Genomic DNA, 24,458 nt, shown 5'->3' with positions numbered 1-24,458 from the left:
CCATCACCGCGTCAGCTTCTTGTACTTCACGCGGTGCGGAATGATGCTGTCCTGGCCGAGCCGGCGCATCTTGTCCTTCTCGTAGTCCTGGAAGTTGCCTTCGAACCATTCGACGTGGCTGTCGCCCTCGAAGGCCAGGATGTGGGTCGCGATACGGTCGAGGAACCAGCGATCATGGCTGATGATGACGGCGCAGCCGGCAAAGTCCTCCAGCGCCTCTTCGAGCGCGCGCAGCGTGTCGACGTCGAGGTCGTTGGTCGGTTCGTCGAGCAGCAGCACGTTGGCGCCGGACTTCAGCATCTTGGCGAGATGTACGCGATTGCGTTCACCGCCGGAGAGCGCACCGACCTTCTTCTGCTGGTCGGCGCCCTTGAAGTTGAACGCCGAGCAATAGCCGCGCGAATTCACTTCCTTCTTGCCGAGCAGGATCAACTCGTTGCCGCCGGAAATCTCCTCCCACACGTTCTTGTTGCCGTCGAGCGCGTCGCGCGACTGGTCGACATAGCCGAGATGCACGGTCTCACCGACCGTGATCGAACCTGAATCCGGCTTCTCCTGGCCGGTGATCATCTTGAACAGCGTGGTCTTGCCGGCGCCGTTGGGGCCGATCACGCCGACGATGCCGCCGGGCGGCAGCTTGAAGGTGAGGTTGTCGATCAGGAGGCGGTCGCCGAAGCCTTTGCTGAGGCCTTCGAAATCGACCACGTTGGCACCGAGCCGCTCGGCGACGGGAATGATGATCTGCGCCGTCTGGGTCTGCTTCTCGCTCGCCTGCTTGAGCAGATCCTCATAGCGCTGGTAGCGCGCCTTGGACTTGGCCTGACGCGCCTTCGGTGACGAAGCGACCCATTCCTGCTCGCGGGCCAGCGTCTTCTGGTGCGCGGCGTCCTCGCGTCCCTCCTGCTCCAGCCGCTTCTGCTTCTGAACCAGCCAGGACGAGTAATTGCCCTCGTAGGGAATGCCCTTGCCGCGATCGAGCTCGAGGATCCAGCTCGTGACGTTGTCGAGGAAGTAGCGATCGTGGGTGACGATCAGGATCGCGCCGGGATAGCTGCGCAGATGGCTTTCGAGCCACGACACGGATTCGGCGTCGAGATGGTTGGTCGGCTCGTCCAGCAGCAGCAGATCGGGCTGGTCGAGCAGCAGCTTGCACAGCGCGACGCGGCGGCGTTCACCGCCGGAGAGCTTGGTCACATCGGCGTCGTCGGGCGGGCAGCGCAACGCGTCCATGGCCTGGTCGACCTTGCTGTCGAGATCCCAGAGGCCCTGGGCCTCGATCTCGTCCTGCAGCTTGGTCATCTCGTCGGCGGTTTCCTCGGAATAGTTCATCGCCAGCTCGTTGTAGCGATCGAGGATGGCCTTCTGCTTGGCGACGCCCAGCATGACGTTCTCGCGCACCGAAAGCTTGGCATCGAGCTGCGGCTCCTGCTCAAGGTAGCCGACGCGGGCGCCCTGGGCGACCCAAGCCTCGCCGTTATACTCCTTGTCGAGGCCGGCCATGATCTTGAGCAGCGTCGACTTGCCCGAGCCGTTGACGCCGAGCACGCCGATCTTGGCGTCCGGGTAGAAGCTCAGATGGATGTTATCGAGCACCTTCCGGGTCGGGTAGCTCTTGGTCAGGCCCTGCATGAAATAGATGAACTGGCGCGCCATCGGTCCCGAAAACCTTCGATTTGAGGAAATTTGCTTCGCCGCCGATGTAGCGATCCCGTCCCTAAAGGGCAACGTTTTCCGTCCGTTCACCACGGACGAATACGGAATGGACACCATCCGGACACCGATCCGGACAATTGAAACCATCTTTTAATAAATCAGGCCGAAAGCTCGGTTTCGCGCGGAAACAGCGCCGCCCGCCCAGAACGAACGGGAGCACAGCGAGGCCGCATCATGGCTCTGATCGAGACCCATTCTCTTCCTGTTCCGGCAGAAGCCGGCCACGTCTCCGACTTCGCCTCGGAGATCAAGGGCTTCTGGAAGCGCTTCTTCGCCACCGCCTTCAACCCCTACCGGCCCGAACTGCACTACATGCGCGGCCCCGGCCCCGCCTGGCGCGCCAAGCACGGCATGGATGCGCCGTTCCGCCTGAAGCCCCGCGACCTCTAAGCGCCTCTCTCCTGTCGGATTTTTGAAGACGCGAGCGGCTTGCGCGCCGTCCTATTGCGCGCAACCATGGCCTGGTTCCGACGGTGGCGCTCGCCTTGCGCCCTCACCTCTCGCCATCAACTCTGGCCCTGGATGAACGCTGATGAGCCGGCTGCGCTGTGCAATTCTCGACGACTATTTCAATCTCGCGCTCGACGTCGCCGATTGGCAGAAATTGTCCGACCGCCTCGACGTCACCGTGTTCAGCCATCCCTTCGCCTCCGAACAGACGGCGGCCAGCGCGCTGGCCGATTTCGAGATCATCTGCGCGATGCGCGAGCGCACCGCGTTCCCCAAGAGCCTGTTCGAGAGCTTGCCGAAGCTGAAGCTGCTGCTCACGTCAGGCATGCGCAACGCCGCGATCGACATGGAAGCCGCGAAGGCGCGCAATGTCGCCGTCGGCGGCACGCAATATTCCCGCGACCCGACCGCACCGCTCACCATGGGCCTGATTTTGGAGCTGACCCGCGGCATCGGCCGCGAGAACGCGCGCATGCATGCCGGCGAGCCCTGGCAGACCTTTGCCGGCGTCGAGATCGAGGGCATGACGCTCGGCATCGTCGGGCTCGGCAAGCTCGGCAGCAAGATGGCCGGGATCGCCAAGGCGTTCGGCATGAACGTGATCGCCTGGAGCCCGAACCTCACGCCGGAGAAGTGTGCGGCGGCCGGCGTCGGCTACGCCTCCAAGGAGGAGCTGTTCGCCAAGGCCGACATCGTCACCATCCATGTGGTGCTGAGCGAGCGCTCGCGCGGCCTCGTCGGCGCTGCCGATCTCGCGCGGATGAAGCCGACGGCGTTTCTCATCAACACCGCGCGCGGGCCGATCGTGGACGAGCAGGCGCTGCTCGAGGCGTTGCAGCAGCGCAGGATCGCGGGCGCCGGCCTGGACGTGTTCGCGGTCGAGCCGCTGCCGGTCGACCATCCTTTCCGCAAGCTCGACAATCTCGTGCTGACGCCGCATCTCGGCTACGCCACCGAGGACGGCTTGCGCATCCATTACGGTCAGATGGTCGAGGCGATCGACGCCTGGACCAAGGGCGGCGAGTTGCCGCGCAGGCTGGCCTGAAACGATGAAGGGCGTGCCAATGGCACGCCCTTCGCGAACTGAATTGTCTCTCGGAGCTTAGCGCACGGTGACCGGCGCCGGCAGCGGCGGCACCACGGTCGGCTGCGTGCCCGGAACGGGACCGGCCTGCGCGGCCATCGGGGCCGGACCGGCAGCACCGGGCGTCGGCGCAGCGGAGGCAGTCGCCGTTCCCGGCGGCGGGCCACCCGGCATCACCACCACGCGGGTACCGACCTTGACGCGATCGAACAGGTCGGAGACGTCCTCGTTCAGCATGCCGATACAGCCCGAAGACACGAACTTGCCGATGGTCGAGGGCTGGTTGGTGCCGTGGATGCGGTAGACGGTCGCGCCGAGATACATCGCACGGGCGCCGAGCGGATTGCCCGGGCCGCCGGCCATGAAGCGCGGCAGATAGGGCTGGCGCTCGATCATCTCGGTCGGCGGATGCCAATCCGGCCACTCGGCCTTGCGGGTGATCTTCTGCACGCCGGTCCAGGTGAAGCCGTCGCGGCCGACGCGGACGCCGTAGCGGATCGCACGGCCATTGCCGAGCACGTAATAGAGGTAGGTGTTGGGCGTATCGACCACGAGCGTGCCGGCCGGCTCCTTGGTCTGGAACGCGACTTCCTGGCGGCGCAGGTTCTGCGGCAACTGCACCGGCGCAGCATCGGGCTGCTCCTCGGGCGGTAGCGCGGCCAACGTCAACGGCCGGCCATCGGCACCGACGGGCGGCTGGCCGGACTGGACCGTTCCGGTTGCGGCGGGACCACCGATGGACTCCGGCGGACGCATGCCGTCATTGGCGGGTGCCTGGCCCTGACCCGGGCGATTGGCATAGATCACCGGCGGCGGACCGGCGGGGCGGCCATAGCGGGGATCGTCGGGCGACATCACCGGGCCCTGCGGCGGAGCGGCCGAATAGACCGGGCTGCCCGCCGGGCGGCCATAACGCGGATCATCCGGCGACATCACCGGACCCTGGGGCGGCGCTGCCGAGTAGACCGGAGGCGCGCCGAGCGGACGGCCATAGCGCGGATCGTCGCCCGGGCCGGGCGGCGGCAACGATGCCTGCGGCATCGCGTCGTCGTCATCTTCGAGCGCGTCGAAACTCGGTGTGCGATCGCCGGGCCGGTATTCAGCCGGGGCGCCGTAGCTCGGCACCTGCTGGATCGGATAGCTCTGAGCCTGCGCGAGCGAGGTTCCCGCCGCAGCGACGGTTGCGGCAGCGCATATCGTCAGAAAATGTTTGATCATCATCGCTCTTGTATAGTCCTCAAGCCCGATCGGACCGTTAACGGCCAGATGGCCGAAGATAGCGGCACATTCAAGACATATCAGGCTTATTTGCGCCGGATTTGCCGATTTGTGATCCGCAAGACTACCGTTGCCCCGTTGCATCACGGGGCGGAAATCGCATCGCGCGGTGGATTGCCTGACACAACGGCCCCGAATTTAAGGAAACGGGTCGGAATCGTTGCGGTATGTTCGAATCAGCCTGATTCGCCATCAATTTGAGCTCCGATCCCCGCGTGGCGAACGCGGCAAACAGTACCGTCACCGCGTTCAGATGGCTCATGGGCCCTGGCACCTTCGCCGCCGGGGCGGAAATTCGCAATCCCTCGATGCTTCCCGGCTTTCGCTTCCTGTTTGCCGCGATCCTGCTGTCAACGTCCCTCCTGGTGTTCGGCCTGGGCGCCGCCGCGCTGCTGCGGGCGAGCCATGAGCAGTATGCCAACAACCCCTCCTGGCGGAACGGCCCGCAGGAGCAGAGGTTCGCGCAGGCGCCCGAGCCCGCCCCGCCGGTGCTCGCGGTCCTCCGTGTAGAGCCGGAGGTGACGGCCGAGCCCGAGCCTTCATTGCGCGACCAAGTGCCGACCATCGGATTGCCGGGCACCGAGCCCGAGCAGATCGCCGCGCTGACAAGCGAGGCTGACGTACCGACGCAGGCCGCTGCCCCCGCAAGCGATCCCGTGACCGCCGAACCGGCCAAGGCCGAGACGGCGACGGAAGCCACCGCACCGGCGCCCGCCGCCGACACGCTCACGCCCGCCGACACCACGGCCTCCATTCCCGAAGCCAGGCCTGACCTCGCGCCTGCCGCTGTCGCAACCGCCGGCGAGCCGGCGCCGGCTGACTCCAGCGCGGCCCTGGCCTCCTCTGCGCTCGACGTCGCCGCAGCCAAATTGGCTGCACTGAACGAGCCGGCGACGACGACTGTGAAGGATCAGCCGGTGAAGGCCAAGGCTGTGAGCAAGGCCGACGATAAGGCGGCCAAGCGCAAGGCGAAGGCGAAACACCGCGTGGTGCGCCGTCCGCCGCCTCAGCAGCTGCAGCAACAGCTCGATCCGTTCGGGCAGCCGCAGACGTTTGCGACGACGACGGCCACGAGGTCCCGGCAGTAGGCTAGGCCGGCCCGGTCGCGATGGCCGGGCCCTTTTCCTGGCCCCATTCCGACCATGAGCCGTCATAGAGCGCGGTGTCGGTGATCCCGAGGCGATAGAGCGCGAGCGTCAGCACGCCGGCCGACACGCCCGAGCCGCAGCTCGTCACGATCGGCGCGTCGAGCTTGACGCCGGCGCCCGTGAAGGCGGCGCGGAGATCGTCGAGCGGCTTCATCTCACCGGTCGCGGCATCGAACAGGAGATTGTAGGGCACGTTGCGGGCGCCGGGGATGTGGCCGGAGCGGATGCCCGGCCGCGGCTCGGGCGCGCGGCCCTCGAAGCGCTCGGCGGCGCGCGCATCGATCACCTGCTCCTTCCTGCTTTCGACGTTGGCGATCAGCTGCTGCATGCTGCGAACGCGCTTTGGATCGTAGCTCGCCTTGAAGGTTTGCGGCTTCGGCTTCACCTCGCCGCTCTCGACCGGACGTCCTTCGGCGCGCCACTTCTTCAGGCCGCCGTTGAGGATGCGCACATTGCCGTGGCCGAAGGCGAGGAACATCCACCACGCGCGGGGCGCCGCGACCCAGCCGCCGGCATCGTAGAGCACCACGGTATCGGCGTTGGAGATGCCGAGATTGCCGATGTCGTGGCCGAATTGCTCGGCGCTCGGATACATGTGCGGCAGCGGGTTGGAATGATCCGACACCGCATCGACGTCGAAGAAGGCCGCGCCGGGCAGATGCGCGGCGAGATAATCGTCCTTCGGCAGCGGCAGCACGCCCGGCAGCTTGAAGCTGGCGTCGAGGATCTTGACGTTGGCGTCGTTGATATGAGCGGCGAGCCATTCGGTGGAGACGAGGGGGTCGGGGGCGGTGGTCATGTGATCAGTCTCCGATTGGTCATTCCGGGGCGTGCGCGGGAGGTCAGAGCCTTAGCGCGTCAAACTCCACTGCCATCGCCCGGCTCGTCCGGGCGATCCAGTATTCCAGAAGCAGTTGTGATTGAGACGAGAGGGCGCGGCGTACTAGATTCCCCGCTTTCGCGGGGAATGACGGCGGAGATTGGCGCGACAGCGCAGCACACCTCACCCCTTCTTCTTCGGCTCCCACTGCTCAGTCGGCCCGCCGGCATCGCGCCAGGCGGCGTAGCCGCCGGCGATGTGGGCGACGGGCTTCAATCCCATGTCCTGCGCGGTCTTGGCCGCGAGCGCGGAGCGCAGGCCGCCGGCGCAGTGGAAGACGAACTTCTTGTCCTCCTGGAAGATCGGCTTTGCATACGGGCTCTGCGGATCGATCCAGAATTCGAGCATGCCGCGGGTGCAGGCGAACGCGCCGGGGATGCGCCCCTCACGCTCGATCTCGCGGGGGTCGCGGATGTCGACGATGACGACGTCGCCGTTCTTGGAGATCTCGATGGCGTCCTTGGCGTTGAGCGTCTCGATCTCGGCATTGGCCTCGTCGATCAGCGCCTTGATGCCGCGGGTGATGTTCTGGGGCATATCCATTCCCTTCTCTTTCGTCATTCCGGGGCGATGCGCAGAATCGAGCTACGTTGCGCAATTGCGCACCTGAGAATCCATTTGTCCACCGACGCTGCCGCCCAATGGATTCCGGGCTCTCGCTTCGCGAGCCCCGGAATGCCGACGGAAGACATCAGTGCGTCAACTCCTTCATCGCACCTTCCAGCCCCTCGATCGTGATCGGGTACATGCGGTTGGCGAAGATGCGTTTGATGATGGTGGTCGATTCCGAATAGTCCCAATGCTTCTGCGCGACCGGATTCAGCCACACCGAATGCGGATAGGTGCGGATGATGCGGTCGAGCCAGACCGAGCCGGGCTCCTCGTTGACGTGCTCGACCGAGCCGCCGGGCACCATGATCTCGTAAGGCGACATCGAGGCGTCGCCGACGAACACGACCTTGTAGTCGTGCGGGTATTTGTGCAGCACGTCCCAGGTCGGCGTGCGGTCGGTGAAGCGGCGCTTGTTCTGCTTCCACACGCCTTCGTAGAGGCAGTTGTGGAAGTAGAAATACTCCATGTGCTTGAACTCGCTCTTCGCCGCCGAGAACAGCTCCTCGACCTGCTCGATATGCGCGTCCATGGAGCCGCCGATATCGAAGAACACCAGCAGCTTCACCGCATTGCGCCGCTCGGGACGCATGTGCACGTCGAGATAGCCGTGATTGGCGGTCTCGCGGATGGTGGTGTCGAGATCGAGTTCATCCGGCGCGCCGGTGCGGGCGAATTTGCGCAGGCGCCGCAGCGCCACCTTGATGTTGCGGATGCCGAGCTCGACATTGCCGTCGAGGTCCTTGAATTCGCGTTTGTCCCATACCTTGACGGCGCGGTTGTTGCGGTTCTTCTCCTGGCCGATGCGCACGCCTTCGGGATTGTAGCCGTGGGCGCCGAACGGCGAGGTGCCGGCCGTGCCGATCCACTTGTTGCCGCCCTGGTGGCGGCCCTTCTGCTCCTCGAGGCGCTTCTTCAGGGTCTCCATGAGCTTGTCCCAGCCCATGGCCTCGATCTGCTTCTTCTCTTCTTCGGTCAGGTATTTCTCGGCGAGCTTCTTCAGCCACTCCTCGGGGATCTCCGCCTTCTCCATGGCGTCGAGCAGGTTTTCCAGCCCCTTGAACACCGTGCCGAAGACGCGGTCGAACTTGTCGAGGTTGCGCTCGTCCTTCACCAGCGCGGTGCGCGACAGATAGTAGAAATTCTCGACCGAGTAGTCCGCAAGGTCGGCGTCGAGCGCCTCCACCAATGTGAGGTATTCGCGCAGCGTCACGGGGACCTGCGCGTCGCGCAGAGAGGTGAAGAATTGCAGGAACATGGGTGACAGATTGCCCGTCGGATGGCTGACGTCAAGGGGCGGAGGCCATCCCTCTGCGCTGGACCCGGGTGCTTTTTGCTCTAGAATTGGCGCCCTCAGGGGTTTGTTTTGGGAACGTTTGCAATGGGAATTGTCGCAGCGCTCATCATCGGCGCGATCGCGGGCTGGCTTGCGGGCAAGATTGTCCACGGGGCGGGATTTGGGCTGATCGGCAACATCGTCGTCGGCATCATCGGCGCGCTGGTCGCAAGCTGGGTGCTGCCCCAGCTGCACATTCAGCTCGCCACCGGCACGATCGGCGCGATCGTGGACGCCACCATCGGCGCGGTGATTGTGCTGGTCATCCTTTCGCTGATAAAACGGGTCTGAAAGCCTGACCGAACCAGGAACGGCCGCCGCGAGCGGCCGTTCGCTTGTCGCGACGGGGCGACAGCCTTCTCGCCGACGATGACCCAAGGACACGCAATGAAATTTACCGGCACCAAGGACTATGTTGCGACCGACGATCTCAAGGTCGCCGTCAATGCCTCGATCGTGCTCGAGCGCCCGCTGCTCATCAAGGGCGAACCCGGCACCGGCAAGACGGTGCTGGCGGAAGAAGTGGCGAAGGCGCTGAACGCGCCGCTGCTGACCTGGCACATCAAGTCCACCACCAAGGCGCAGCAGGGCCTCTACGAATATGACGCGGTGTCGCGCCTGCGCGACAGCCAGCTCGGCGATAGCCGCGTCTCCGACATCAAGAACTACATCAAGCGCGGCAAGCTGTGGGAGGCCTTCACCGCCGAGCAGCGCCCGGTGCTCCTGATCGACGAGATCGACAAGGCCGACATCGAATTCCCGAACGACTTGCTGCTCGAGCTCGACCGCATGGAATTCCATGTCTACGAGACCGGCGAGACGATCAAGGCCAAGCAGCGCCCGATCATGATGATCACCTCCAACAACGAGAAGGAGCTGCCGGACGCGTTCCTGCGCCGCTGCTTCTTCCACTACATCAAATTCCCCGACGCCGACACGATGGGCCGCATCGTCGACGTCCACTTCCCCGGCATCAAGAAGCGCCTGGTCGAGGAAGCCTTGCGCATCTTCTTCGAGGTCCGCGAGGTGCCCGGCTTGAAGAAGAAGCCCTCGACCTCGGAGCTGCTCGACTGGCTCAAGCTGCTGCTCAACGAAGACATGAGCGTCGAGCAACTACGCGAGCGCGACCCCCGCAAACTGATCCCGCCGCTGCACGGCGCCCTGCTCAAGAACGAGCAGGACGTGCACCTGTTCGAGCGGCTGGCGTTTTTGAGCCGACGGGAAGTGTAGGAAGCGAGCGAGCCTGCGAGCGCGCTCCGCTGCGGCCCCAACCACCGCCGTTATTCCCCGCGAAAGCGGGGAATCCAGTACGCCGCGGCGTCTCGATTGAATCGTTCCTGTCTCGGAGTACTGGATCGCCCGGTCAAGCCGGGCGATGACAGTGAGAGTGGCGCACGTCCGCTTCCACGTCGTCATTGCGAGGAGCCTTTGGGACGAAGCAATCCAGAATCCCTCCGCGGAAAGACTCTGGATTGCTTCGCTCCGCTCGCAATGACGGAGTATGAGGCGACAACTTCGCTCTTCCCATTCGCAGCTGAATTGCAGACACACCTTCGCAGCCTCGCGGCTCATCTCGCCCGAGCTTTGTTCTCTCCGTCGCCCCAAAACAAAGAGGGCGCAGGGAAGGCCGGGTGCTGACCTCGCACCCGCGGTCTGCTGCGCGAAACGCACGCGCAGAAAAACCGCACAGCAGCATACAGGTGGTGCCGAACACACGGCCTTCCCTGCGCGATGGTCGGACGGCTTATGCCGTGCTCTCCCGGGAGCCGAACTTTCCTTCTGGCCTCCCTCGCCCTGCGAATTGACGATGCCGTCTGCCCGGTTGAGCTCGCGCACATCTCCGCAAAGGCTTGACCGTAGCAACGACGGCCAGGACCACACGGTTTTGCCGTACGCACGGCCCGCCATTCGCCGCAGTTTTTCCAGCCCTGTCGACGGAGCCGGAAACTTACACGCGAGACGAAACCTAGCAGCGCCGCTCGTCACACGCGGGGTTCAGGCTCACAGGGACTACCCGCCCTGCCCGTCCCATCTCGTGCCGACGCTGCCGCGTCCACCGCAACCCGGCCCGCGCTTCGAACGACTCGCGAACCGCCCCTCTTCGTCGGGCCGGGCTGTGTCGATCTATGCCGCAATTCCGAATTTCGGTAAAGTGGAATATTTTTGCGGGGAGGGGTTGACCGGGTGGCGGGTGTTTTGCCCGACGGGCAACGAAGGGGCGATTGTCCGGACGTCAAGCCACCGAATGGCGAGGCCAGCGCCTCTGCTTGGCCGATACGAAAAGAAGCTCCACCGTCATCGGGGCCTTGGTGCTCCGTTCGGCAATGACAGACTTGATCAGGCCAACCAGGTCAAACCCTTCTCCACCAAAATACCTGTCAAAATCGAACTCCGACATGTCGACCTTGAACTGATCCGCAAATCGACAGATGAACTCATGCGCGTCGTCTCCATCGACGCCCAAATCGCGGGCGATGTCGGTGGCGAGAGTGATTTGCCTGCGCGTCAACGTCTCTGCCCGGACAAAAGACAGCAAGCTTTCCAGAAGCCCTGCATCGCGCGTTCGCTTGATGTGATTCACGACGTCCGGATCGCTCAAGTCCGTATGCCACCAATGGTTTATGTGATCCAGCGGCTGCTCCTTTCGTCGCCTGCCGTCTGCAGCGGCGAGCAACTTGATGAGCAGCCGAAACACGCGAGGCAGCTCAAACTCCGGAAGCGTCGCAAGCTTCGCCAATTGAACGGGGAGGTTGGGCATTGCGATCAGGACGCACGGCGTGAGCGTCGGCTTCAGCTGCGATTCCGCGATTGCGGCTGCCACATCTTCAGGCTTAGGGCTTGCCTGCAATATGAAGCTATTCAAGCCACGAAGCAGCCTGCGCTTGTTGTCGTCGCTCTGCGCGCCAAACCAGGCCTCCCCCTCTGAAGCGCTTGCGATTCCCTGCGCCAATTGGTTCAACAGGATCTCTTCATCGACATTCAGCATCGTGCCCGCGATAACTCGTAGCTGGTGGGGTGGGTTAGCGTCAGTAACCCACATCTTCTGTTTCGTATCGGAAGAAGTGGTGGGTTACGCCAGCGGCCGCGCTTTGCGCAGCCGCTCGCTAACCCACCCTACCACAACCTCACGCCACCGCGGCGTCCGGAATGCGCGCGGCTTCCATCGGAAGCTTGCCGCGGATGAGATCCGAGGCGCGGTCGGCAATCATCATGGTCGACGCATTCAAATTCGCCGAGATCATGCGCGGCATGACCGAGGCGTCGATGACGCGGAGTCCTTCCAGCCCGTGGACGCGGAGATGGTCGTCGACCACTGCCCAGGTGCTGTCCGCCGGGCCCATGCGGCAGGTGCAGCCGGGGTGGAAGGTGGTGGTGCCGCGTTCAGTGGCGGCGGCCAGGAATTCGTCGTCGGTGTTGACGTTGGGGCCGGGGAAATCCTCGTAGGCGTAATAGGGCGACAGCGGTGCGGATTTCAGCAAGCGCCGCGCCAGCTTCATGCCGCCCACGATGACGCGGCGGTCGAGCTCGGCGTCGAGGTAATTGGTCTGGATGATCGGCGGCGCGAACGGATCAGAGGAGCGGATGCGGACATAGCCGCGGCTCTCCGGACGCTGCTGCCAGGAGGCCACGGTCATGCCGGGCTCGTCCTCGAGCTGACCCTGCACGCCTTCCTTGTAGGACGCCGGCGTGAAGGTGAGCTGCAGGTCGGAGCTCTCCGCGCTCTCGCCGGAATGCCAGAAGCAATAGACCATGGTCGGCGACAGCGAGAGCAGGCCCTTGCGCTGAGTCGCCCATTTCAACGCCTCGATCCACAGCGAGAAGCCGCGGCGGAGCTCGTTGATGGTCTTGATGTCCTTGACGCGCGCCACCGTGCGCGGGGCGTAATGGTCCTGCAGGCCTTCGCCGACCGGCAGCGCGTGACGCACGGCGATGCCGTGCTGCTGCAACAGATCGGGCGAGCCGATGCCGGAGAGCTGCAGGAGCTGCGGCGAATTATAGGTGCCGCCGGACAGGATCACTTCCTTGTTGGCGCGGACTTCCACCGGCGTGCCGCCGCGGCCGCCCTTGGTGTAGCGCACGCCGACGGCGCGCTTGCCTTCGAAGATGATCTCGGTCGCATGCGCGTGCGTGTGCACATGCACGTTGGGCCGCTTCATCGCGGGCTTGAGGAACGCGGTCGAGCCGGACACGCGCAGGCCCTTGTCGATGGTGCGCTGGCAGTAGGAGACGCCTTCCTGTATGGCGCCGTTGTAGTCAGGGTTGCGGGGAATGCCGAGCGAGACCGCGCCTTCCATGAAGGCTTCGCAGAGCGGATCGCGCCAGTCCATGGTGGTGACGGTGAGCTTGCCGTCGCGGCCGCGGAAGGTGTTGTCGCCCTCGCCGACCCTCTTCTCCAGCCGCTTGAAGTAAGGCAGCACGTCGGCATAGCCCCAGCCGCGATTGCCCATCTGCGCCCAGGTGTCGAAATCCATGCGCTGGCCGCGGTTGTAGATGTGGCCGTTGATCGACGACGAGCCGCCGAGCGTCTTGCCGCGCGGCGCGTAGATGCTGCGCCCGCCGGTCCAGGGCCCCGGCTCCTGCTGGTAGGCCCAGTTGATGCTCTTCATGTGGAAGGTTTTTATGAAGCCCGCCGGCAGATGGATGTAGGGGTGCCAGTCGGATGGGCCGGCTTCGAGCACGCAGACGCTGGTGTCGGGGTCTTCGCTGAGCCGGCTGGTGAGCACGCAACCGGCGGAGCCCGCGCCGACGATCACATAATCAAATCTGTCCATGGTGCCTCGGCCGCCCCTAGCGCGGTTTGTCGTTGAGCTGGAATTCGAGATGCGTTTTCACCGTCGGCCATTCGGCGGCGGTGATGCTGTAGACGACCGTGTCGCGCAGCGTGCCGTTCGGCGCGACCTGGTGGCTGCGCAGGATGCCATCCTGCTTGGCGCCCAGGCGCTCGATGGCCCGGCGGCTCTGGTGGTTGAAGAAATGCGTGCGGAATTCGACCGCGATGCAGTCCAGGGTCTCGAAGGCGTGCCGCAGCAGCAGGAGCTTGCACTGCGTGTTGAGCGGGCCGCGCTGCGCGCTCTTGCCATACCAGGTCGAGCCGATTTCGACGCGGCGGTTGGCGGCATCGATGTTCATGTAGGTGGTCATGCCGACGATGTTGCCGCCGGCATCGAACACGGTGAACGGCAGCATCGAGCCCGCGGCCTGCAGGCCGAGGCGGCGGTCGATCTCCTTGTCCATGTTCTCCGGCAGCGGAATCGCCGTGTACCAGAGTTTTGACAGCTCGCCGTCCTTCACGGCCGTCACCAGCCCGTCGAGATGCTGATGCGACAGCGGCTCGAGACGGGCGTGCTGTCCACGCAGGGTGATGGGATCAGGCCAGGGCATCGAAACTTTCTCCTTACGTCATTGCGAGCGAAGCGAAGCGACGCAATCCAGACTGCCAACTCCTCATCCTGAGGAGCGCGACTTCGCGCGTCTCGAAGGATGAAGGCCCGGCTGGTGGCCTCGCCCTTCGAGACGCGCGGAGGGCGCGCTCCTCAGGGTGAGGGTCTGGGAGTTGCCCCCGCCTCCCGTGCAATGACGGCTTGGCTCACTTATTCAAGAAATTCAACGGCAATCCGCCGCGCGGCCAGTCCATGGCGACCAACTCGCCCTTGCCCGACAGTGTGATGTACGCCGTCTTCAGCCCGGGGCCGCCGAAGGCGATGTTGGTGGTGACGCGGTCGCCGGTCGGGACCTGCTCGACCAGCGTGCCGTCGGGCGCGATCACCGAGATGCAGCCGGAGACGAGGGTGGCAACGCAGACATTGCCGCTGGCCTCGACCGCGAGCGAGTCGAACATCTGGTAGCCGCCGAGGCCGCAGATCGGCTTGCCGCGCTCGCCGCGATAGATTGGATCGCGCGGCTTAAGCGTGCCGGGCGCGGAGAGCTCGTAGGCCCACAGCCGGCCGGTCGGCGTCTCCGCAATGTAGACGGTGTTCTCGTCCGGCGACAGCCCGATGCCGTTGGCCGGCAGCACGCCGTGCACGATCTCGACGAGCTCGCTCATGCCGGGCTTGAGGTAATACATGCCGCCGACGTCCATCTCGCGGGCGCGGCGCTTGCCGAGATCGGAGAACCACAGACCGCCCTGCTTGTCGAACACGAGATCATTCGGCCCGCGCAGATCATGCGCGCCGCATTTGGTCACGACGGTCTCGATCTTGCCGGATTGCAGGTCGACGCGCTGGATCGAACCGCCGAGATAGTCGTCCGGCTGCGGGCCCGGCATGATCATGTTGCGGGTCGGAATCCAGGAGAAGCCGCCATTGTTGCAGATGTAGATCTTGCCGTCGGGGCCGAGGGCCGCGCCGTTCGGGCCGCCCGGAATTTTCGCGACGATCTCCTTGCGTCCGTCGGGATAAACGCGGGTCAGGCGCTGGCCGCGGATTTCCACCAGCACGACCGAGCCATCCGGCATCACGACCGGCCCTTCGGGAAATTCGAGGTCGGTGGCGAGAACGCGGACGTTGGACATGAGGGGACCCTCCCGGCTGCTTGTTATGGCTTGCACGGGATGTCCGGCACGGGCCCCGCAGGCAAGATTTGCCTGCGGTTATGACAAAGTCGCTCGGGCTTGCCAAGCAAGGCGGACGGTATGCCAGCGTTGCGTGCTACTCCTTCACCGGCACCCAGATCTCGAAGCCGCCAATTCCGGTCGCCGAATCGAACTTTTCGTCATAGCGCTCGAAGCTCGGTGCGTCTGCGGCCTTCAGGCCGGATGCCGGCAGCCACTGATTCCAGATCGTGTTGACGGTGCGGCGGACCGAGGCGACGTGATCGGTGTGGGTGAAGACGGCGTAGCGCTGCTCGGGGATGCGGATGCGGCCGAAGCGGCGCGGCAGGTCGGAGAAATCGGCGACCTCGACGCCGGCGATGTAGTCGAAATTGCCGGCATCATCGCCGTTGCAGCAAACACCATAGGCGACTTGATCTTTCTCCTGGCCGACACGCGCAGGAATGTCGGCGACCGCCTGATGGAAGCGCTGCCACAGGCCGGGGATCATGGCGCCGTTGTCGCAGGTGATGCGCTCGGCAGGACCGGCGACGAGAAAGGCCTTGGCGGTTTCGAAGCGCGGCGGGGCGAGATGGTCGAGCATGGTGGAGTCCATGAGGATCGGCTCCTGTAGCTTGAGCTGGCTGACGCACGTTGTCGCCCTCACCGCTTCGGGCGTGGCGCCGAACTGATCGCGGAACGCGCGGGTGAATGCTTCGTGCGAGCCGTAGTCGGCCTCCAGCGCGACGCGGAGGATGTTCGGCGCGCCGTTCGCGAGAAGACGCGCCGCTTCCGTCAGCCGCCGCGCGCGCGCGTACCGCATCACCGGAAGTCCGGTTGCCGCGGCAAACGCACGCACGATGTGGAACCGCGACACGCCCGAGATCGCAGCGATCTCGTCGAGCGTCATCGGCTCGGCCAGATGGCTCTCGATATACCAGAGCGCGCGTTGGGCCGGGTTCATGGCGGTCGTCCTCGTTCGAAGCGCCGTCATGATGCGCGGCATGCGGCCGCGTCGCTTGATCGGCGTTGCTGTCCGCGCAGGAGGATAATCCGGGAATGGCCACTGGCAACGCCCTGGCGTTCGTGGCTAAACTCCGGCGAACCGCTCACGAGAAAGGGGAACCGCGCCATGGAAATCACCGATGTGCGTGCGCACCATATCCGCATCCCCTATGACGCCGGCGTCGCGAGCTTCCGCCAGGGCGCATCCGCAATCACGGCGCTCGACATGGTGCTGGTCGAGGTCTTGACCGATGCCGGGCTGACCGGCTGGGGCGATGCCTTCGCCTATGTCTGCCCGCGCACCACGCGCAGCGCCGTCGAGGAGATGATCGCGCCGCAGGCCCGTGGGCTGAAGGTGCCCGATGCGGCCGGCATCCCGGCAATGATGGAGCAGATCCAGCGCAACCTGCATCTGTTCGGCCGCTACGGCATCACCATGTTCGCCATCTCCGGCCTCGACATCGCGCTCTGGGACCTTGCTGCGAAGATCAAGGGCGTGCCCCTGCATCGCCTGCTCGGCGAGACCAGGCGCACGGCCATTCCGGCTTACGCGAGCCTGCTGCGGATCGGCTCGCCCGAGAACATCGCAGCCGAATGCCGGAAGGCCCTCGCGCTCGGCTATGGCGCCATCAAGCTGCACGAGACCACGACGCAGGCGGTGTTCGCCGCACGCAAGGCGATCGGCCCCAGCATTCCGCTGATGGTCGACATGAACTGCCCGTTGATCCGCGAGCAGGCGATCGCGTTCGCGACGAGCTGCCGCGACGCGCAACCGATGTTCCTGGAGGAGCCGGTGTGGCCGCCGGAGGATTTCGCCGGACTCGCCGAGGTCCGCAGCAAGGGCGGGCTCGACATCGCCGCCGGTGAGAATGCCTGCACGGAGTATCAATTCCGCCAGATGATGGAAGCGGGCGCGGTGAGCCACGCCCAGCCGTCGGTGACCAAGGTCGGCGGCATCACCGAATTTCTGAAGGTCGCGGAGCTGGCCGATCGGCTCGGCGTCAAGATCGTCCCGCACTCGCCGTACTTTGGTCCAGGCCTGCTCGCGACACTGCACTTGCTCGCAACGCGCGACGACGGGCTCGTCGAGATGTTCCATCTGAATCGCGAAGCGTGTCTCTGGGGCGGACGCGCGGACAGCGACGCCACCGGCCATGTCGCGGTGCCCTCAGGCGCGGGACTCGGCTATGAGCCGGATCGCGGCGTGATGGAGCGATATCGCGTGACGTGAGCGGGAGAGGTGAAAAGCCCGCGGCGACATCGAGTCAAACGACCAGATCGTCACTGCGCAACACCGGCCTGCTGCAACGCAGCGGCATGGCGCCGCTGCGAAAGCACGAATTGACTTCGTCGAGATCGTTGCGACAGATGAGCGCGGGTCCGCGGTGATGACCGCTGGTCCAATGCAAAGCTCCGGGAGGGGACAGATGTTCGATCGGCGCGACCTGCTCAAGGGAGCGGGCTTTGCCGCGATTGCGGCCACACTGAATCCTACCAAAGCTCTGGCACGCGACACCGTCACGCTCCCATTCGCCAATGGCGAACGGCCGCTGGTGAAATACCCGCAGAAGCGGCCGCTGATCGGCCTGACCAGCCGGCCGCCACAGCTCGAGACGCCGTTCGCGATCTTCAACGACGGCCCGATCACGCCCAACAACGCGTTCTTCGTGCGCTATCACCTCTCCGACCTCCCCTACAATCTCGATCCCGACACGTTCACGCTGGAGGTGAAGGGCAAGGTCGACAAGCCGCTGAAACTTTCGCTGAAAGACATCCGGAAGATGAAGGCGACGGAGCTCGTCGCCGTCGCGCAGTGCTCCGGCAACAGCCGTGGCTTCGTCGAGCCGCGCGTCGCCGGCGGCCAGCTCGCCAACGGCGCCATGGGGAATGCGCGCTGGCGCGGTGTGCCCCTGAAGGCGGTGCTCGACATGGCCGGCGCGCAGAGCGGCGCCAGGCAGGTCACATTCAACGGCATGGATGGGCCGGTCAGCGACAAGACGCCTGACTTCGTCAAGGCACTCGATATCGATCACGCCAGGGATGGCGAGGTGATGCTGGCCTATGGCATGAACGGCGAGGATTTGCCGTTCCTCAACGGCTTCCCGCTGCGCCTGATCGTGCCCGGCTATTACGGCACCTACTGGGTCAAGCACCTCAACGAGATCACCGTCATCGACGATGTCTATAACGGCTTCTGGATGAAGTCGGCCTATCGCATTCCCGATACGCCCAACAATGCGATCGAGCCCGGCACGGCGCCGAAGGCGACGATCCCCATCAACCGCTTCACCATCCGCTCCTTCATCACCAGCCTCCCCGACGGCGCCAAGCTTAGGGCGGGGGCTGTGACGCTGCGCGGCATCGCCTTCGACGGCGGCAAGGGCATCAAGGAAGTCGCGGTCTCCACCGACGGCGGCAAGAGCTGGACCAACGCAAAACTCGGCAAGGATCTCGGCAAATATTCGTTCCGCGAGTGGAAGCTGCCGGTGAAGCTTGCGGCAGGCAGCCATGAGCTCAAGGTGCGCGCCACCGGCAATGGCGGCGAGACGCAGCCGGACACGCCGCGCTGGAACCCGGCGGGTTATCTGCGCAACGTCGTCGAAACCGTCCGCGTGACCGTGGCCTGAAGGAGCATGAGCATGCAGCGCACCATTCTTCTCGCCATCCCCCTTGCCCTCGCCATGGGTTCGGCCCCTGCAGCGCCGGTCAATTACAAGACCCCCGATGAAGTCGCCGCGTTCAAGCCCGGGCCCAACCTCGAGGTCGTGCAGGGCAATTGCAGCGCCTGCCACTCGGCGGATTACATCGCCACGCAGCCGCCGATGAAAGACAAGAAAGGCTTCTGGCAGGCCGAGGTGACCAAGATGATCAAGGTCTATGGCGCACCGATCGACGATGCCGATGTCGGCAAGATCGTCGATTATCTGGCCGCGACGTATTGACGGAGGCGCGCAGCATCGGGCCATTTGACCGCAAAACGGGCAAAACCGGTAAAAGCGCCGCGAAGTTGAGCGGAATTCGGCGAAATGCCGATGTGGTTTGAGCTACCAAGCCCGCCACATTCCGCGTATCCTGTTAGGACCGAACCGGCCGGTTGGCGGGGACTGGCGGTTCGAGATCTCGGAGGAAGACCCGCGGAGAAGTCGTGATGGCTAAAGGTACGGTCAAGTGGTTCAACCCGACGAAGGGTTATGGATTTATCCAGCCTGCGTCGGGCGGCAAGGATGTGTTCGTGCATATCTCGGCAGTGCAGAAAGCCGGTTTGTCCTCCCTCAATGAGGGGCAGACGGTGGAATACGAAGAGATCGCAAACCGGGGCAAGACCTCCGCAGAGAACCTCAAAGTCTAAGCCCGCCAGCTTTTGCTGCCTCCCGGAATTGTCCGGGAGCCGGGCCAAAAAAATTTAGAAGACGGTGAGTGCATTCGACGACAGGCGTTGCGATTGCACACGGTGAACTATTTTTCGCATGAAGACCGCTCGTTCAACGCCACAGCAATGACAATCGCGACGGCATTTCGTCAGCCCACCGGCAACGGTGCGTCGCGCTTGATCTCCTCCATCACCGCATAGGTCCGCGTCTCGCGCACGCCCGGCATCGACAGCAGGGTCTCGCCGAGGAAGCGTCGATAGGCGGTCATGTCTGCCAGCCGCGCCTTCACAAGATAGTCGAAGCCGCCGGCAACCATGTGACACTCCAGCACTTCCGGCGCGAGTTTCACCGCGCGCGCAAACCGCTCGAAATTGTCCGGCGTGGTCTTGTCGAGCAGCACCTCGACAAACACCAGGAGCCCGAGGCCGAGCCGGTGCGGATTGAGCCGCGCGCCATAACCCTCGACGAAGCCCTCCCGCTGCAACCGCTTCAGCCGCTCGCCGATCGAGGTGGGCGACAGACCGATGCGCTCCGCGAGATCGACATTGGCGATGCGCCCGTCCTCCTGCAGAATGGAGAGGATTTTCCGGTCGGTTCGGTCGAGTTCCATGATTTATCTGGTCAAGTGGCTCATACTCTTCATTTTCTAAGGCAGATTTGATAAATTGTCTATCGAGCTACGGTAACACCGGCATTATCCTGGATTTCAGCCACAGGACACGCCATGCCGAACATCCCGCCGCCCTTCACCGCCCCCTACGCACCCGATGACGCCGAGATCGCCGCACTCCTCTTGTCGACGCATCTGGCCCCGCCGCAGGAGGCGCGGATCGACCGCACCGCGACGCGGCTGATCGAGGCGATCCGCAAGCGCGACGACCGGCTTGGTGGGGTCGAGGACATGCTGCGGGAGTTCGCGCTCTCGACCAAGGAGGGGCTCGCGCTGATGGTGCTGGCCGAAGCGCTGCTGCGCGTGCCCGACGCGCGCACAGCCGACCAGTTCATCGAGGACAAGCTCGGCGAGGGCGATTTCATCCATCACGAGACCAAGTCCAGCGCCTTCCTGGTCAATGCTTCGGCCTGGGCGCTCGGCCTGTCGGCGCGGGTGATCCAGCCCGGCGAGACGCCTGACGGCACCATCGGCCGCCTCGTGAAGCGGCTCGGTGCGCCGGCGGTGCGCACCGCCACGCGCCAGGCCATGCGGCTGATGGGCAATCATTTCGTGCTGGGCGAGACCATCGAGCAGGCGCTCGAGCGGGGCCGGCCGCGCTCCGGCCAGCAGCCGCGCTATTCCTTCGACATGCTGGGCGAAGGCGCGCGCACGGCGGCGGATGCCAAACGCTATTTCGAAGCCTATGCCAGCGCCATCGAGACCATTGGCAAGGCGGCCGGCCCCCATCCCCTGCCCGGCCGGCCCGGCATCTCGGTCAAGCTCTCGGCCTTGCATCCGCGCTTCGAGGCGATCAGCCGCGAGCGGGTGATGGCCGAGCTGGTGCCGCTGCTGCTGGATCTGGCGCAGCGCGCCAGGGCGCACGACCTCAACTTCACCGTCGATGCCGAGGAGGCCGACCGGCTGGAGCTGTCGCTCGACGTGATCGCGGAGACGCTTGCCGATCCCTCGCTTGCCGGCTGGGACGGATTTGGCCTCGCGATCCAGGCCTATCAGAAACGCGCCGGCGCGGTGATCGACTATGTCGACGAACTTGCCCGCGCGCATGATCGCAAGTTGATGGTGCGCCTCGTCAAGGGCGCTTATTGGGACACCGAGATCAAGCGCGCGCAGGAGCGCGGGCTCGACGGCTATCCCGTGTTCACGCGCAAGGCGATGACGGATCTGAACTATGTCGCTTGCGCGACGAAGCTGCTGGCCTTGCGGCCCCGCATCTTCCCGCAATTCGCCACCCACAATGCGCTGACGGTCGCAACCGTGCTGGAGCTTGCCGGGACTAGCGGCGGCTTCGAATTCCAGCGCCTGCATGGCATGGGAGAAGCGCTCTACGAGCAGCTTGCCAAGGACCACCCCGAGGTCGCCTACCGCACCTATGCGCCGGTCGGCAGCCATCGCGACCTGCTGGCCTATCTGGTGCGGCGGCTGCTGGAGAACGGCGCCAATTCCTCGTTTGTGGCACAGGCCGCAGATTACCGCGTGCCGGTTCCGGCGCTGTTGCAGCGACCGGCGGATGCGATCGTCCGGCCGCAAGCGGCGGCCCATTCCAGGATTCCGCTGCCCCGCGATCTCTTTGCGCCGGAGCGGCGCAATTCGCGCGGCGTCGAATTCGGCGAACGGGCCGCGCTCGGCCAGCTTCTGGCTGACGTAAAGGCCGAAGCCGCGAACCTCGAGCCCATCGCCGACGCAACACCGGATCAGGCCAACGCGGCGGTGACGGCTGCGCGCGCCAGCTTTGCCGCCTGGAGCCGAACGCCGGCAGCCATGCGCGCAGCAGCGCTGGAACAGGCCGCGCATCTGCTGGAGAACCGCGGCGGTCATTTCATCGCGCTGCTGCAGGCCGAGGGCGGCAAGACGCTCGACGATGCGCTGTCCGAGCTGCGCGAGGCCGCCGACTTCTGCCGCTATTATGCCGCAGAGGGCCGCACGCTGTTCGGAAGCGATGCCGCCATGCCGGGCCCAACCGGCGAGAGCAATGTGCTCGCGATGCGCGGCCGCGGCGTCTTCGTTGCGATCTCGCCGTGGAATTTTCCGCTGGCGATCTTCCTGGGCCAGGTCACCGCCGCGCTGATGGCCGGCAACAGCGTGGTGGCAAAACCCGCCGAACAGACGCCGCGCATCGCGCGCGAGGCCGTAGCCCTGCTGCACGAGGCCGGCATCCCCCGAAGCGCGCTGCATCTCGTCACCGGCGACGGCCACATCGGCGCAGCCCTGACGGCACATCCCGATATTGCCGGCGTCGTCTTCACCGGCTCGACCGAGGTGGCGCGCCTGATCAACCGGACGCTCGCCGCCAAGGACGGTCCGATCGTGCCGCTGATCGCGGAGACCGGCGGCATCAATGCCATGATTGCGGATGCCACCGCGCTGCCGGAGCAGGTTGCGGACGACGTCGTGACCTCCGCCTTCCGATCCGCTGGCCAGCGCTGCTCGGCGCTGCGGCTGCTGTTCGTGCAGGAGGACGTGGCCGACCGCATGATCGAGATGATCGCGGGCGCGGCACGCGAGTTGAAGATCGGAGATCCCGCAGATGTCGCGACCCATATCGGCCCGGTGATCGACACGGAGGCCAAGCAGCGCCTCGATACGCATATTGCGCGGATGAAGAACGACGCGCGGCTGCACTTCGCCGGCCACGCACCGCAGGGGTGCTTCGTCGCACCGCACATCTTCGAGCTGAAGGAGGCCGCCCAGCTTACGGAGGAAGTCTTCGGTCCGATCCTGCACGTTGTGCGCTACCGCGCGGAAAGTCTCGAAGGCGTGTTGCAGGCCATCGCGCGCACCGGCTACGGGCTGACCCTCGGCGTCCACTCCCGCATCGACGACACCATCGAAGCCATCATCGACCGCGTCCAGGTCGGCAACATCTATGTCAACCGCAACATGATCGGCGCCGTGGTCGGCGTGCAGCCGTTCGGCGGCAACGGCCTGTCCGGAACTGGCCCCAAGGCCGGGGGCCCGCACTATCTCGCGCGCTTTGCGACCGAGCAGACGGTGACGATCAACACGGCGGCCGCGGGTGGCAATGCGGCGTTGCTTGCGGGAGAGGAGTGAGGCCCTGCGCCAGGCGCCGTTGCATCCCCGCAAAACATCGGTCTAATTGCGCCCACCACCTGCCAGCGCCAATTCCAGCGCGCGGGAAACGACAAGAGCGAGGGAGCGACGCCGCGATGGAAAAAGGCATCTTTTCAGGCCTGAAAGTTCTGGACTGCGCGAGCTTCATCGCAGCGCCCGCGGCCGCGACCGTGCTGTCGGATTTCGGCGCCGATGTGATCAAGATCGAGCCGCCTGGCACTGGGGATCCCTATCGCAACCTGCCGAACCTGCCGGGCTATCCCTCAGGCGAGCACAATTTCGCCTGGCTGCTGGAAGCCCGCAACAAGAAGAGCATCGCGCTCGATCTCTCAAAGCCGGACGCGCAGGCCGTGCTCTACAAGCTGGTCGAAGAGGCCGACGTCTTCATCACCAACATGCCGCCGCCTGTGCGCGCCAAGCTCGGCATCACTTATGACCACCTCGCCCATCTCAACGACCGGCTGATCTACGCCTCCTTCACCGGCTATGGCGAGAAGGGCGAAGAGGCCAACAAGCCCGGCTTCGACAGCAACGCCTATTGGGCGCGCTCGGGCCTGATGGACCTCGTGCGCGCCGACACCGACACGACCCCGGCCCGCTCGGTCGCGGGCATGGGCGATCATCCCTGCGCGATGGCGTTCTACGGTGCCATCGTCACCGCGCTCTATCAGCGCGAGAAGACGGGCAAGGGTTCGCATGTCGCCTCCAACCTGATGGCGAACGGGGTGTGGGCGGCGAGCGTGCTGGCGCAGGCAAAGCTCTGCGGCGCCAAGTTCGGCGAGCGGCGTCCGCGCGAGCGCGCGCTCAACGCAGTCGCCAACCACTACCAGTGCAAGGACGGCCGCTGGCTGATCCTGTCGCTGCTGAGCGAGGAGAAGCAGTTTCCGACGCTGGCCAAGTGCCTCGGGCGCGAGGACCTGATCAATGATTCTCGCTTCGCCACCAAGGCGGATCGCCACGCCCGCTCGGTGGAGCTGATCAAGATCCTGGACGACACCTTCGCCACCAAAGATCTCGCCGAGTGGCGCAAGATCCTCGACGGCAGCGGCCTCGTATTCGGCGTCGTCGCCATTCTCGACGACATCCCGAACGACAAGCAGATGCTGGACAACGAGGTGCTGGTGCCGTTCGAGAACGACACCATGCTCACCATCAACAGCCCGATCTGGATCGACGGCGCCAAGAAGGTCCAGCCGCGCAAGCCGCCCGCCGTCGGCGAGCACAGTGACGAGATTCTGCGCGGGGCGGGATACGACGAGGCGGCGATCAAGCAGCTGCGGGGATCAGGGGCGGTGGGGTAGGCCGGCGGG

At 65.0% G+C, this 24,458-nt stretch carries 22 protein-coding genes; 11 read left to right on the top strand and 11 right to left on the bottom strand.

The genetic code is table 11. The annotated features are described in order from the left end of the window. Positions 1–3: 3 nt before the first annotated feature. Positions 4–1,653: an energy-dependent translational throttle protein EttA gene (ettA, locus tag ACFDR6_RS17655; RefSeq protein WP_317242475.1), complete on the bottom strand. Its 1,650-nt coding sequence runs from the start codon at positions 1,651–1,653 to the stop codon at positions 4–6. A gap of 234 nt (positions 1,654–1,887) precedes the next feature. Between ettA and ACFDR6_RS17650 the strand changes: the two genes are divergently transcribed. Then, a complete protein-coding gene (locus ACFDR6_RS17650; RefSeq protein ID WP_063201904.1) occupies positions 1,888–2,103 on the top strand; it encodes a hypothetical protein in 216 nt (71 codons plus the stop codon). A gap of 142 nt (positions 2,104–2,245) precedes the next feature. Next, complete coding sequence (locus ACFDR6_RS17645; RefSeq protein ID WP_375858994.1) at positions 2,246–3,208, top strand: D-2-hydroxyacid dehydrogenase family protein; 963 nt, start codon at positions 2,246–2,248, stop codon at positions 3,206–3,208. 57 nt (positions 3,209–3,265) lie between these two features. On the opposite strand, the gene ACFDR6_RS17640 is transcribed toward ACFDR6_RS17645, so the two are convergent. After that, on the bottom strand, positions 3,266–4,465 hold the full coding sequence (locus tag ACFDR6_RS17640; protein ID WP_212080537.1) for a L,D-transpeptidase: 1,200 nt from the start codon (positions 4,463–4,465) through the stop codon (positions 3,266–3,268). Positions 4,466–4,785: 320 nt separating this feature from the next. Here ACFDR6_RS17640 and ACFDR6_RS17635 point away from each other — a divergent pair, with 320 nt between their 5' ends. After that, a complete protein-coding gene (locus tag ACFDR6_RS17635; protein WP_375858993.1) occupies positions 4,786–5,613 on the top strand; it encodes a hypothetical protein in 828 nt (275 codons plus the stop codon). 1 nt (position 5,614) lies between these two features. On the opposite strand, the gene sseA is transcribed toward ACFDR6_RS17635, so the two are convergent. The 3 genes from sseA to ACFDR6_RS17620 form a co-directional block, all read right to left on the bottom strand. Further along, complete coding sequence (gene sseA, locus ACFDR6_RS17630; protein ID WP_375858992.1) at positions 5,615–6,472, bottom strand: 3-mercaptopyruvate sulfurtransferase; 858 nt, start codon at positions 6,470–6,472, stop codon at positions 5,615–5,617. Between the two features lie 204 nt (positions 6,473–6,676). Further along, positions 6,677–7,090, bottom strand: coding sequence for a rhodanese-like domain-containing protein (locus tag ACFDR6_RS17625; protein ID WP_212080784.1), 414 nt, complete (start codon positions 7,088–7,090; stop codon positions 6,677–6,679). Positions 7,091–7,244: 154 nt separating this feature from the next. After that, positions 7,245–8,420 (bottom strand): vWA domain-containing protein, encoded by a 1,176-nt coding sequence (locus tag ACFDR6_RS17620; RefSeq protein ID WP_212080534.1) that lies wholly within the window; start codon positions 8,418–8,420, stop codon positions 7,245–7,247. 123 nt (positions 8,421–8,543) lie between these two features. Here ACFDR6_RS17620 and ACFDR6_RS17615 point away from each other — a divergent pair, with 123 nt between their 5' ends. Together ACFDR6_RS17615 and ACFDR6_RS17610 are read left to right on the top strand one after the other, a co-directional pair. Then, positions 8,544–8,789, top strand: a complete 246-nt coding sequence (locus ACFDR6_RS17615) for a GlsB/YeaQ/YmgE family stress response membrane protein (RefSeq protein ID WP_212080783.1) — start codon at positions 8,544–8,546, stop codon at positions 8,787–8,789. A 96-nt stretch (positions 8,790–8,885) separates the two neighbouring features. Further along, positions 8,886–9,728: an AAA family ATPase gene (locus ACFDR6_RS17610; RefSeq protein ID WP_063201884.1), complete on the top strand. Its 843-nt coding sequence runs from the start codon at positions 8,886–8,888 to the stop codon at positions 9,726–9,728. A 1,003-nt stretch (positions 9,729–10,731) separates the two neighbouring features. On the opposite strand, the gene ACFDR6_RS17605 is transcribed toward ACFDR6_RS17610, so the two are convergent. The 5 genes from ACFDR6_RS17605 to ACFDR6_RS17585 all read right to left on the bottom strand — a co-directional run bounded on the left by ACFDR6_RS17605 (position 10,732) and on the right by ACFDR6_RS17585 (position 15,994). After that, entirely contained in the window at positions 10,732–11,484 is a 753-nt protein-coding gene (locus tag ACFDR6_RS17605; RefSeq protein WP_375858991.1) for a DUF5958 family protein, read from the bottom strand. Positions 11,485–11,623: 139 nt separating this feature from the next. Beyond that, positions 11,624–13,270, bottom strand: a complete 1,647-nt coding sequence (locus ACFDR6_RS17600) for a GMC family oxidoreductase (RefSeq protein ID WP_375858990.1) — start codon at positions 13,268–13,270, stop codon at positions 11,624–11,626. A gap of 16 nt (positions 13,271–13,286) precedes the next feature. Next, the gene (locus ACFDR6_RS17595) at positions 13,287–13,880 is read right to left on the bottom strand and encodes a GNAT family N-acetyltransferase (RefSeq protein WP_375858989.1); all 594 of its coding nucleotides are present in this window, start codon (positions 13,878–13,880) and stop codon (positions 13,287–13,289) included. A 205-nt stretch (positions 13,881–14,085) separates the two neighbouring features. Then, on the bottom strand, positions 14,086–15,012 hold the full coding sequence (locus tag ACFDR6_RS17590) for an SMP-30/gluconolactonase/LRE family protein (protein WP_375858988.1): 927 nt from the start codon (positions 15,010–15,012) through the stop codon (positions 14,086–14,088). A 136-nt stretch (positions 15,013–15,148) separates the two neighbouring features. Then, on the bottom strand, positions 15,149–15,994 hold the full coding sequence (locus ACFDR6_RS17585) for an AraC family transcriptional regulator (protein WP_317242467.1): 846 nt from the start codon (positions 15,992–15,994) through the stop codon (positions 15,149–15,151). Positions 15,995–16,162: 168 nt separating this feature from the next. On the opposite strand from ACFDR6_RS17585, the gene ACFDR6_RS17580 reads away from it, so the two are divergent. From ACFDR6_RS17580 to ACFDR6_RS17565, 4 genes are all read left to right on the top strand, one after another. Next, entirely contained in the window at positions 16,163–17,266 is a 1,104-nt protein-coding gene (locus ACFDR6_RS17580) for a mandelate racemase/muconate lactonizing enzyme family protein (protein WP_375858986.1), read from the top strand. Between the two features lie 196 nt (positions 17,267–17,462). Next, positions 17,463–18,662 (top strand): SorA family sulfite dehydrogenase catalytic subunit, encoded by a 1,200-nt coding sequence (gene sorA, locus ACFDR6_RS17575; RefSeq protein ID WP_375858985.1) that lies wholly within the window; start codon positions 17,463–17,465, stop codon positions 18,660–18,662. A 12-nt stretch (positions 18,663–18,674) separates the two neighbouring features. Next, the gene (gene sorB / locus ACFDR6_RS17570; protein ID WP_375858984.1) at positions 18,675–18,977 is read left to right on the top strand and encodes a SorB family sulfite dehydrogenase c-type cytochrome subunit; all 303 of its coding nucleotides are present in this window, start codon (positions 18,675–18,677) and stop codon (positions 18,975–18,977) included. Between the two features lie 206 nt (positions 18,978–19,183). Then, positions 19,184–19,384, top strand: a complete 201-nt coding sequence (locus ACFDR6_RS17565) for a cold-shock protein (RefSeq protein WP_008134691.1) — start codon at positions 19,184–19,186, stop codon at positions 19,382–19,384. A gap of 170 nt (positions 19,385–19,554) precedes the next feature. Here the strand turns inward: ACFDR6_RS17565 and ACFDR6_RS17560 are convergent, their stop codons facing one another. After that, on the bottom strand, positions 19,555–20,016 hold the full coding sequence (locus tag ACFDR6_RS17560; protein ID WP_212080526.1) for an Lrp/AsnC ligand binding domain-containing protein: 462 nt from the start codon (positions 20,014–20,016) through the stop codon (positions 19,555–19,557). Positions 20,017–20,130: 114 nt separating this feature from the next. Here ACFDR6_RS17560 and putA point away from each other — a divergent pair, with 114 nt between their 5' ends. Continuing rightward, positions 20,131–23,127 (top strand): bifunctional proline dehydrogenase/L-glutamate gamma-semialdehyde dehydrogenase PutA, encoded by a 2,997-nt coding sequence (gene putA, locus ACFDR6_RS17555; RefSeq protein WP_375858983.1) that lies wholly within the window; start codon positions 20,131–20,133, stop codon positions 23,125–23,127. A 116-nt stretch (positions 23,128–23,243) separates the two neighbouring features. Next, entirely contained in the window at positions 23,244–24,449 is a 1,206-nt protein-coding gene (locus tag ACFDR6_RS17550; protein ID WP_375858982.1) for a CaiB/BaiF CoA transferase family protein, read from the top strand. The last annotated feature ends 9 nt before the right edge of the window (positions 24,450–24,458 follow it).

The sequence above is a fragment of the Bradyrhizobium tunisiense genome, from assembly GCF_042263385.1.
GTDB classification, from domain to species: domain Bacteria; phylum Pseudomonadota; class Alphaproteobacteria; order Rhizobiales; family Xanthobacteraceae; genus Bradyrhizobium; species Bradyrhizobium tunisiense.
This window is presented reverse-complemented; position numbering and strand designations above follow the sequence as displayed.

Excerpts from the sequence above, each read along its gene's own strand:
- sseA (WP_375858992.1), bottom strand. The coding sequence starts at position 6,472 with ATGACCACCGCCCCCGACCCCCTCGTCTCCACCGAATGGCTCGCCGCT.
- ACFDR6_RS17645 (WP_375858994.1), top strand. The coding sequence starts at position 2,246 with ATGAGCCGGCTGCGCTGTGCAATTCTCGACGACTATTTCAATCTCGCG.
- ettA (WP_317242475.1), bottom strand. The coding sequence starts at position 1,653 with ATGGCGCGCCAGTTCATCTATTTCATGCAGGGCCTGACCAAGAGCTAC.
- ACFDR6_RS17600 (WP_375858990.1), bottom strand. The coding sequence starts at position 13,270 with ATGGACAGATTTGATTATGTGATCGTCGGCGCGGGCTCCGCCGGTTGC.
- sorA (WP_375858985.1), top strand. The coding sequence starts at position 17,463 with ATGTTCGATCGGCGCGACCTGCTCAAGGGAGCGGGCTTTGCCGCGATT.
- ACFDR6_RS17580 (WP_375858986.1), top strand. The coding sequence starts at position 16,163 with ATGGAAATCACCGATGTGCGTGCGCACCATATCCGCATCCCCTATGAC.
- putA (WP_375858983.1), top strand. The coding sequence starts at position 20,131 with ATGCCGAACATCCCGCCGCCCTTCACCGCCCCCTACGCACCCGATGAC.
- ACFDR6_RS17590 (WP_375858988.1), bottom strand. The coding sequence starts at position 15,012 with ATGTCCAACGTCCGCGTTCTCGCCACCGACCTCGAATTTCCCGAAGGG.
- ACFDR6_RS17650 (WP_063201904.1), top strand. The coding sequence starts at position 1,888 with ATGGCTCTGATCGAGACCCATTCTCTTCCTGTTCCGGCAGAAGCCGGC.
- ACFDR6_RS17585 (WP_317242467.1), bottom strand. The coding sequence starts at position 15,994 with ATGAACCCGGCCCAACGCGCGCTCTGGTATATCGAGAGCCATCTGGCC.
- ACFDR6_RS17615 (WP_212080783.1), top strand. The coding sequence starts at position 8,544 with ATGGGAATTGTCGCAGCGCTCATCATCGGCGCGATCGCGGGCTGGCTT.
- ACFDR6_RS17620 (WP_212080534.1), bottom strand. The coding sequence starts at position 8,420 with ATGTTCCTGCAATTCTTCACCTCTCTGCGCGACGCGCAGGTCCCCGTG.
- ACFDR6_RS17610 (WP_063201884.1), top strand. The coding sequence starts at position 8,886 with ATGAAATTTACCGGCACCAAGGACTATGTTGCGACCGACGATCTCAAG.
- ACFDR6_RS17550 (WP_375858982.1), top strand. The coding sequence starts at position 23,244 with ATGGAAAAAGGCATCTTTTCAGGCCTGAAAGTTCTGGACTGCGCGAGC.
- ACFDR6_RS17595 (WP_375858989.1), bottom strand. The coding sequence starts at position 13,880 with ATGCCCTGGCCTGATCCCATCACCCTGCGTGGACAGCACGCCCGTCTC.
- ACFDR6_RS17640 (WP_212080537.1), bottom strand. The coding sequence starts at position 4,465 with ATGATCAAACATTTTCTGACGATATGCGCTGCCGCAACCGTCGCTGCG.
- ACFDR6_RS17635 (WP_375858993.1), top strand. The coding sequence starts at position 4,786 with ATGGGCCCTGGCACCTTCGCCGCCGGGGCGGAAATTCGCAATCCCTCG.
- ACFDR6_RS17565 (WP_008134691.1), top strand. The coding sequence starts at position 19,184 with ATGGCTAAAGGTACGGTCAAGTGGTTCAACCCGACGAAGGGTTATGGA.
- ACFDR6_RS17560 (WP_212080526.1), bottom strand. The coding sequence starts at position 20,016 with ATGGAACTCGACCGAACCGACCGGAAAATCCTCTCCATTCTGCAGGAG.
- sorB (WP_375858984.1), top strand. The coding sequence starts at position 18,675 with ATGCAGCGCACCATTCTTCTCGCCATCCCCCTTGCCCTCGCCATGGGT.
- ACFDR6_RS17625 (WP_212080784.1), bottom strand. The coding sequence starts at position 7,090 with ATGCCCCAGAACATCACCCGCGGCATCAAGGCGCTGATCGACGAGGCC.
- ACFDR6_RS17605 (WP_375858991.1), bottom strand. The coding sequence starts at position 11,484 with ATGCTGAATGTCGATGAAGAGATCCTGTTGAACCAATTGGCGCAGGGA.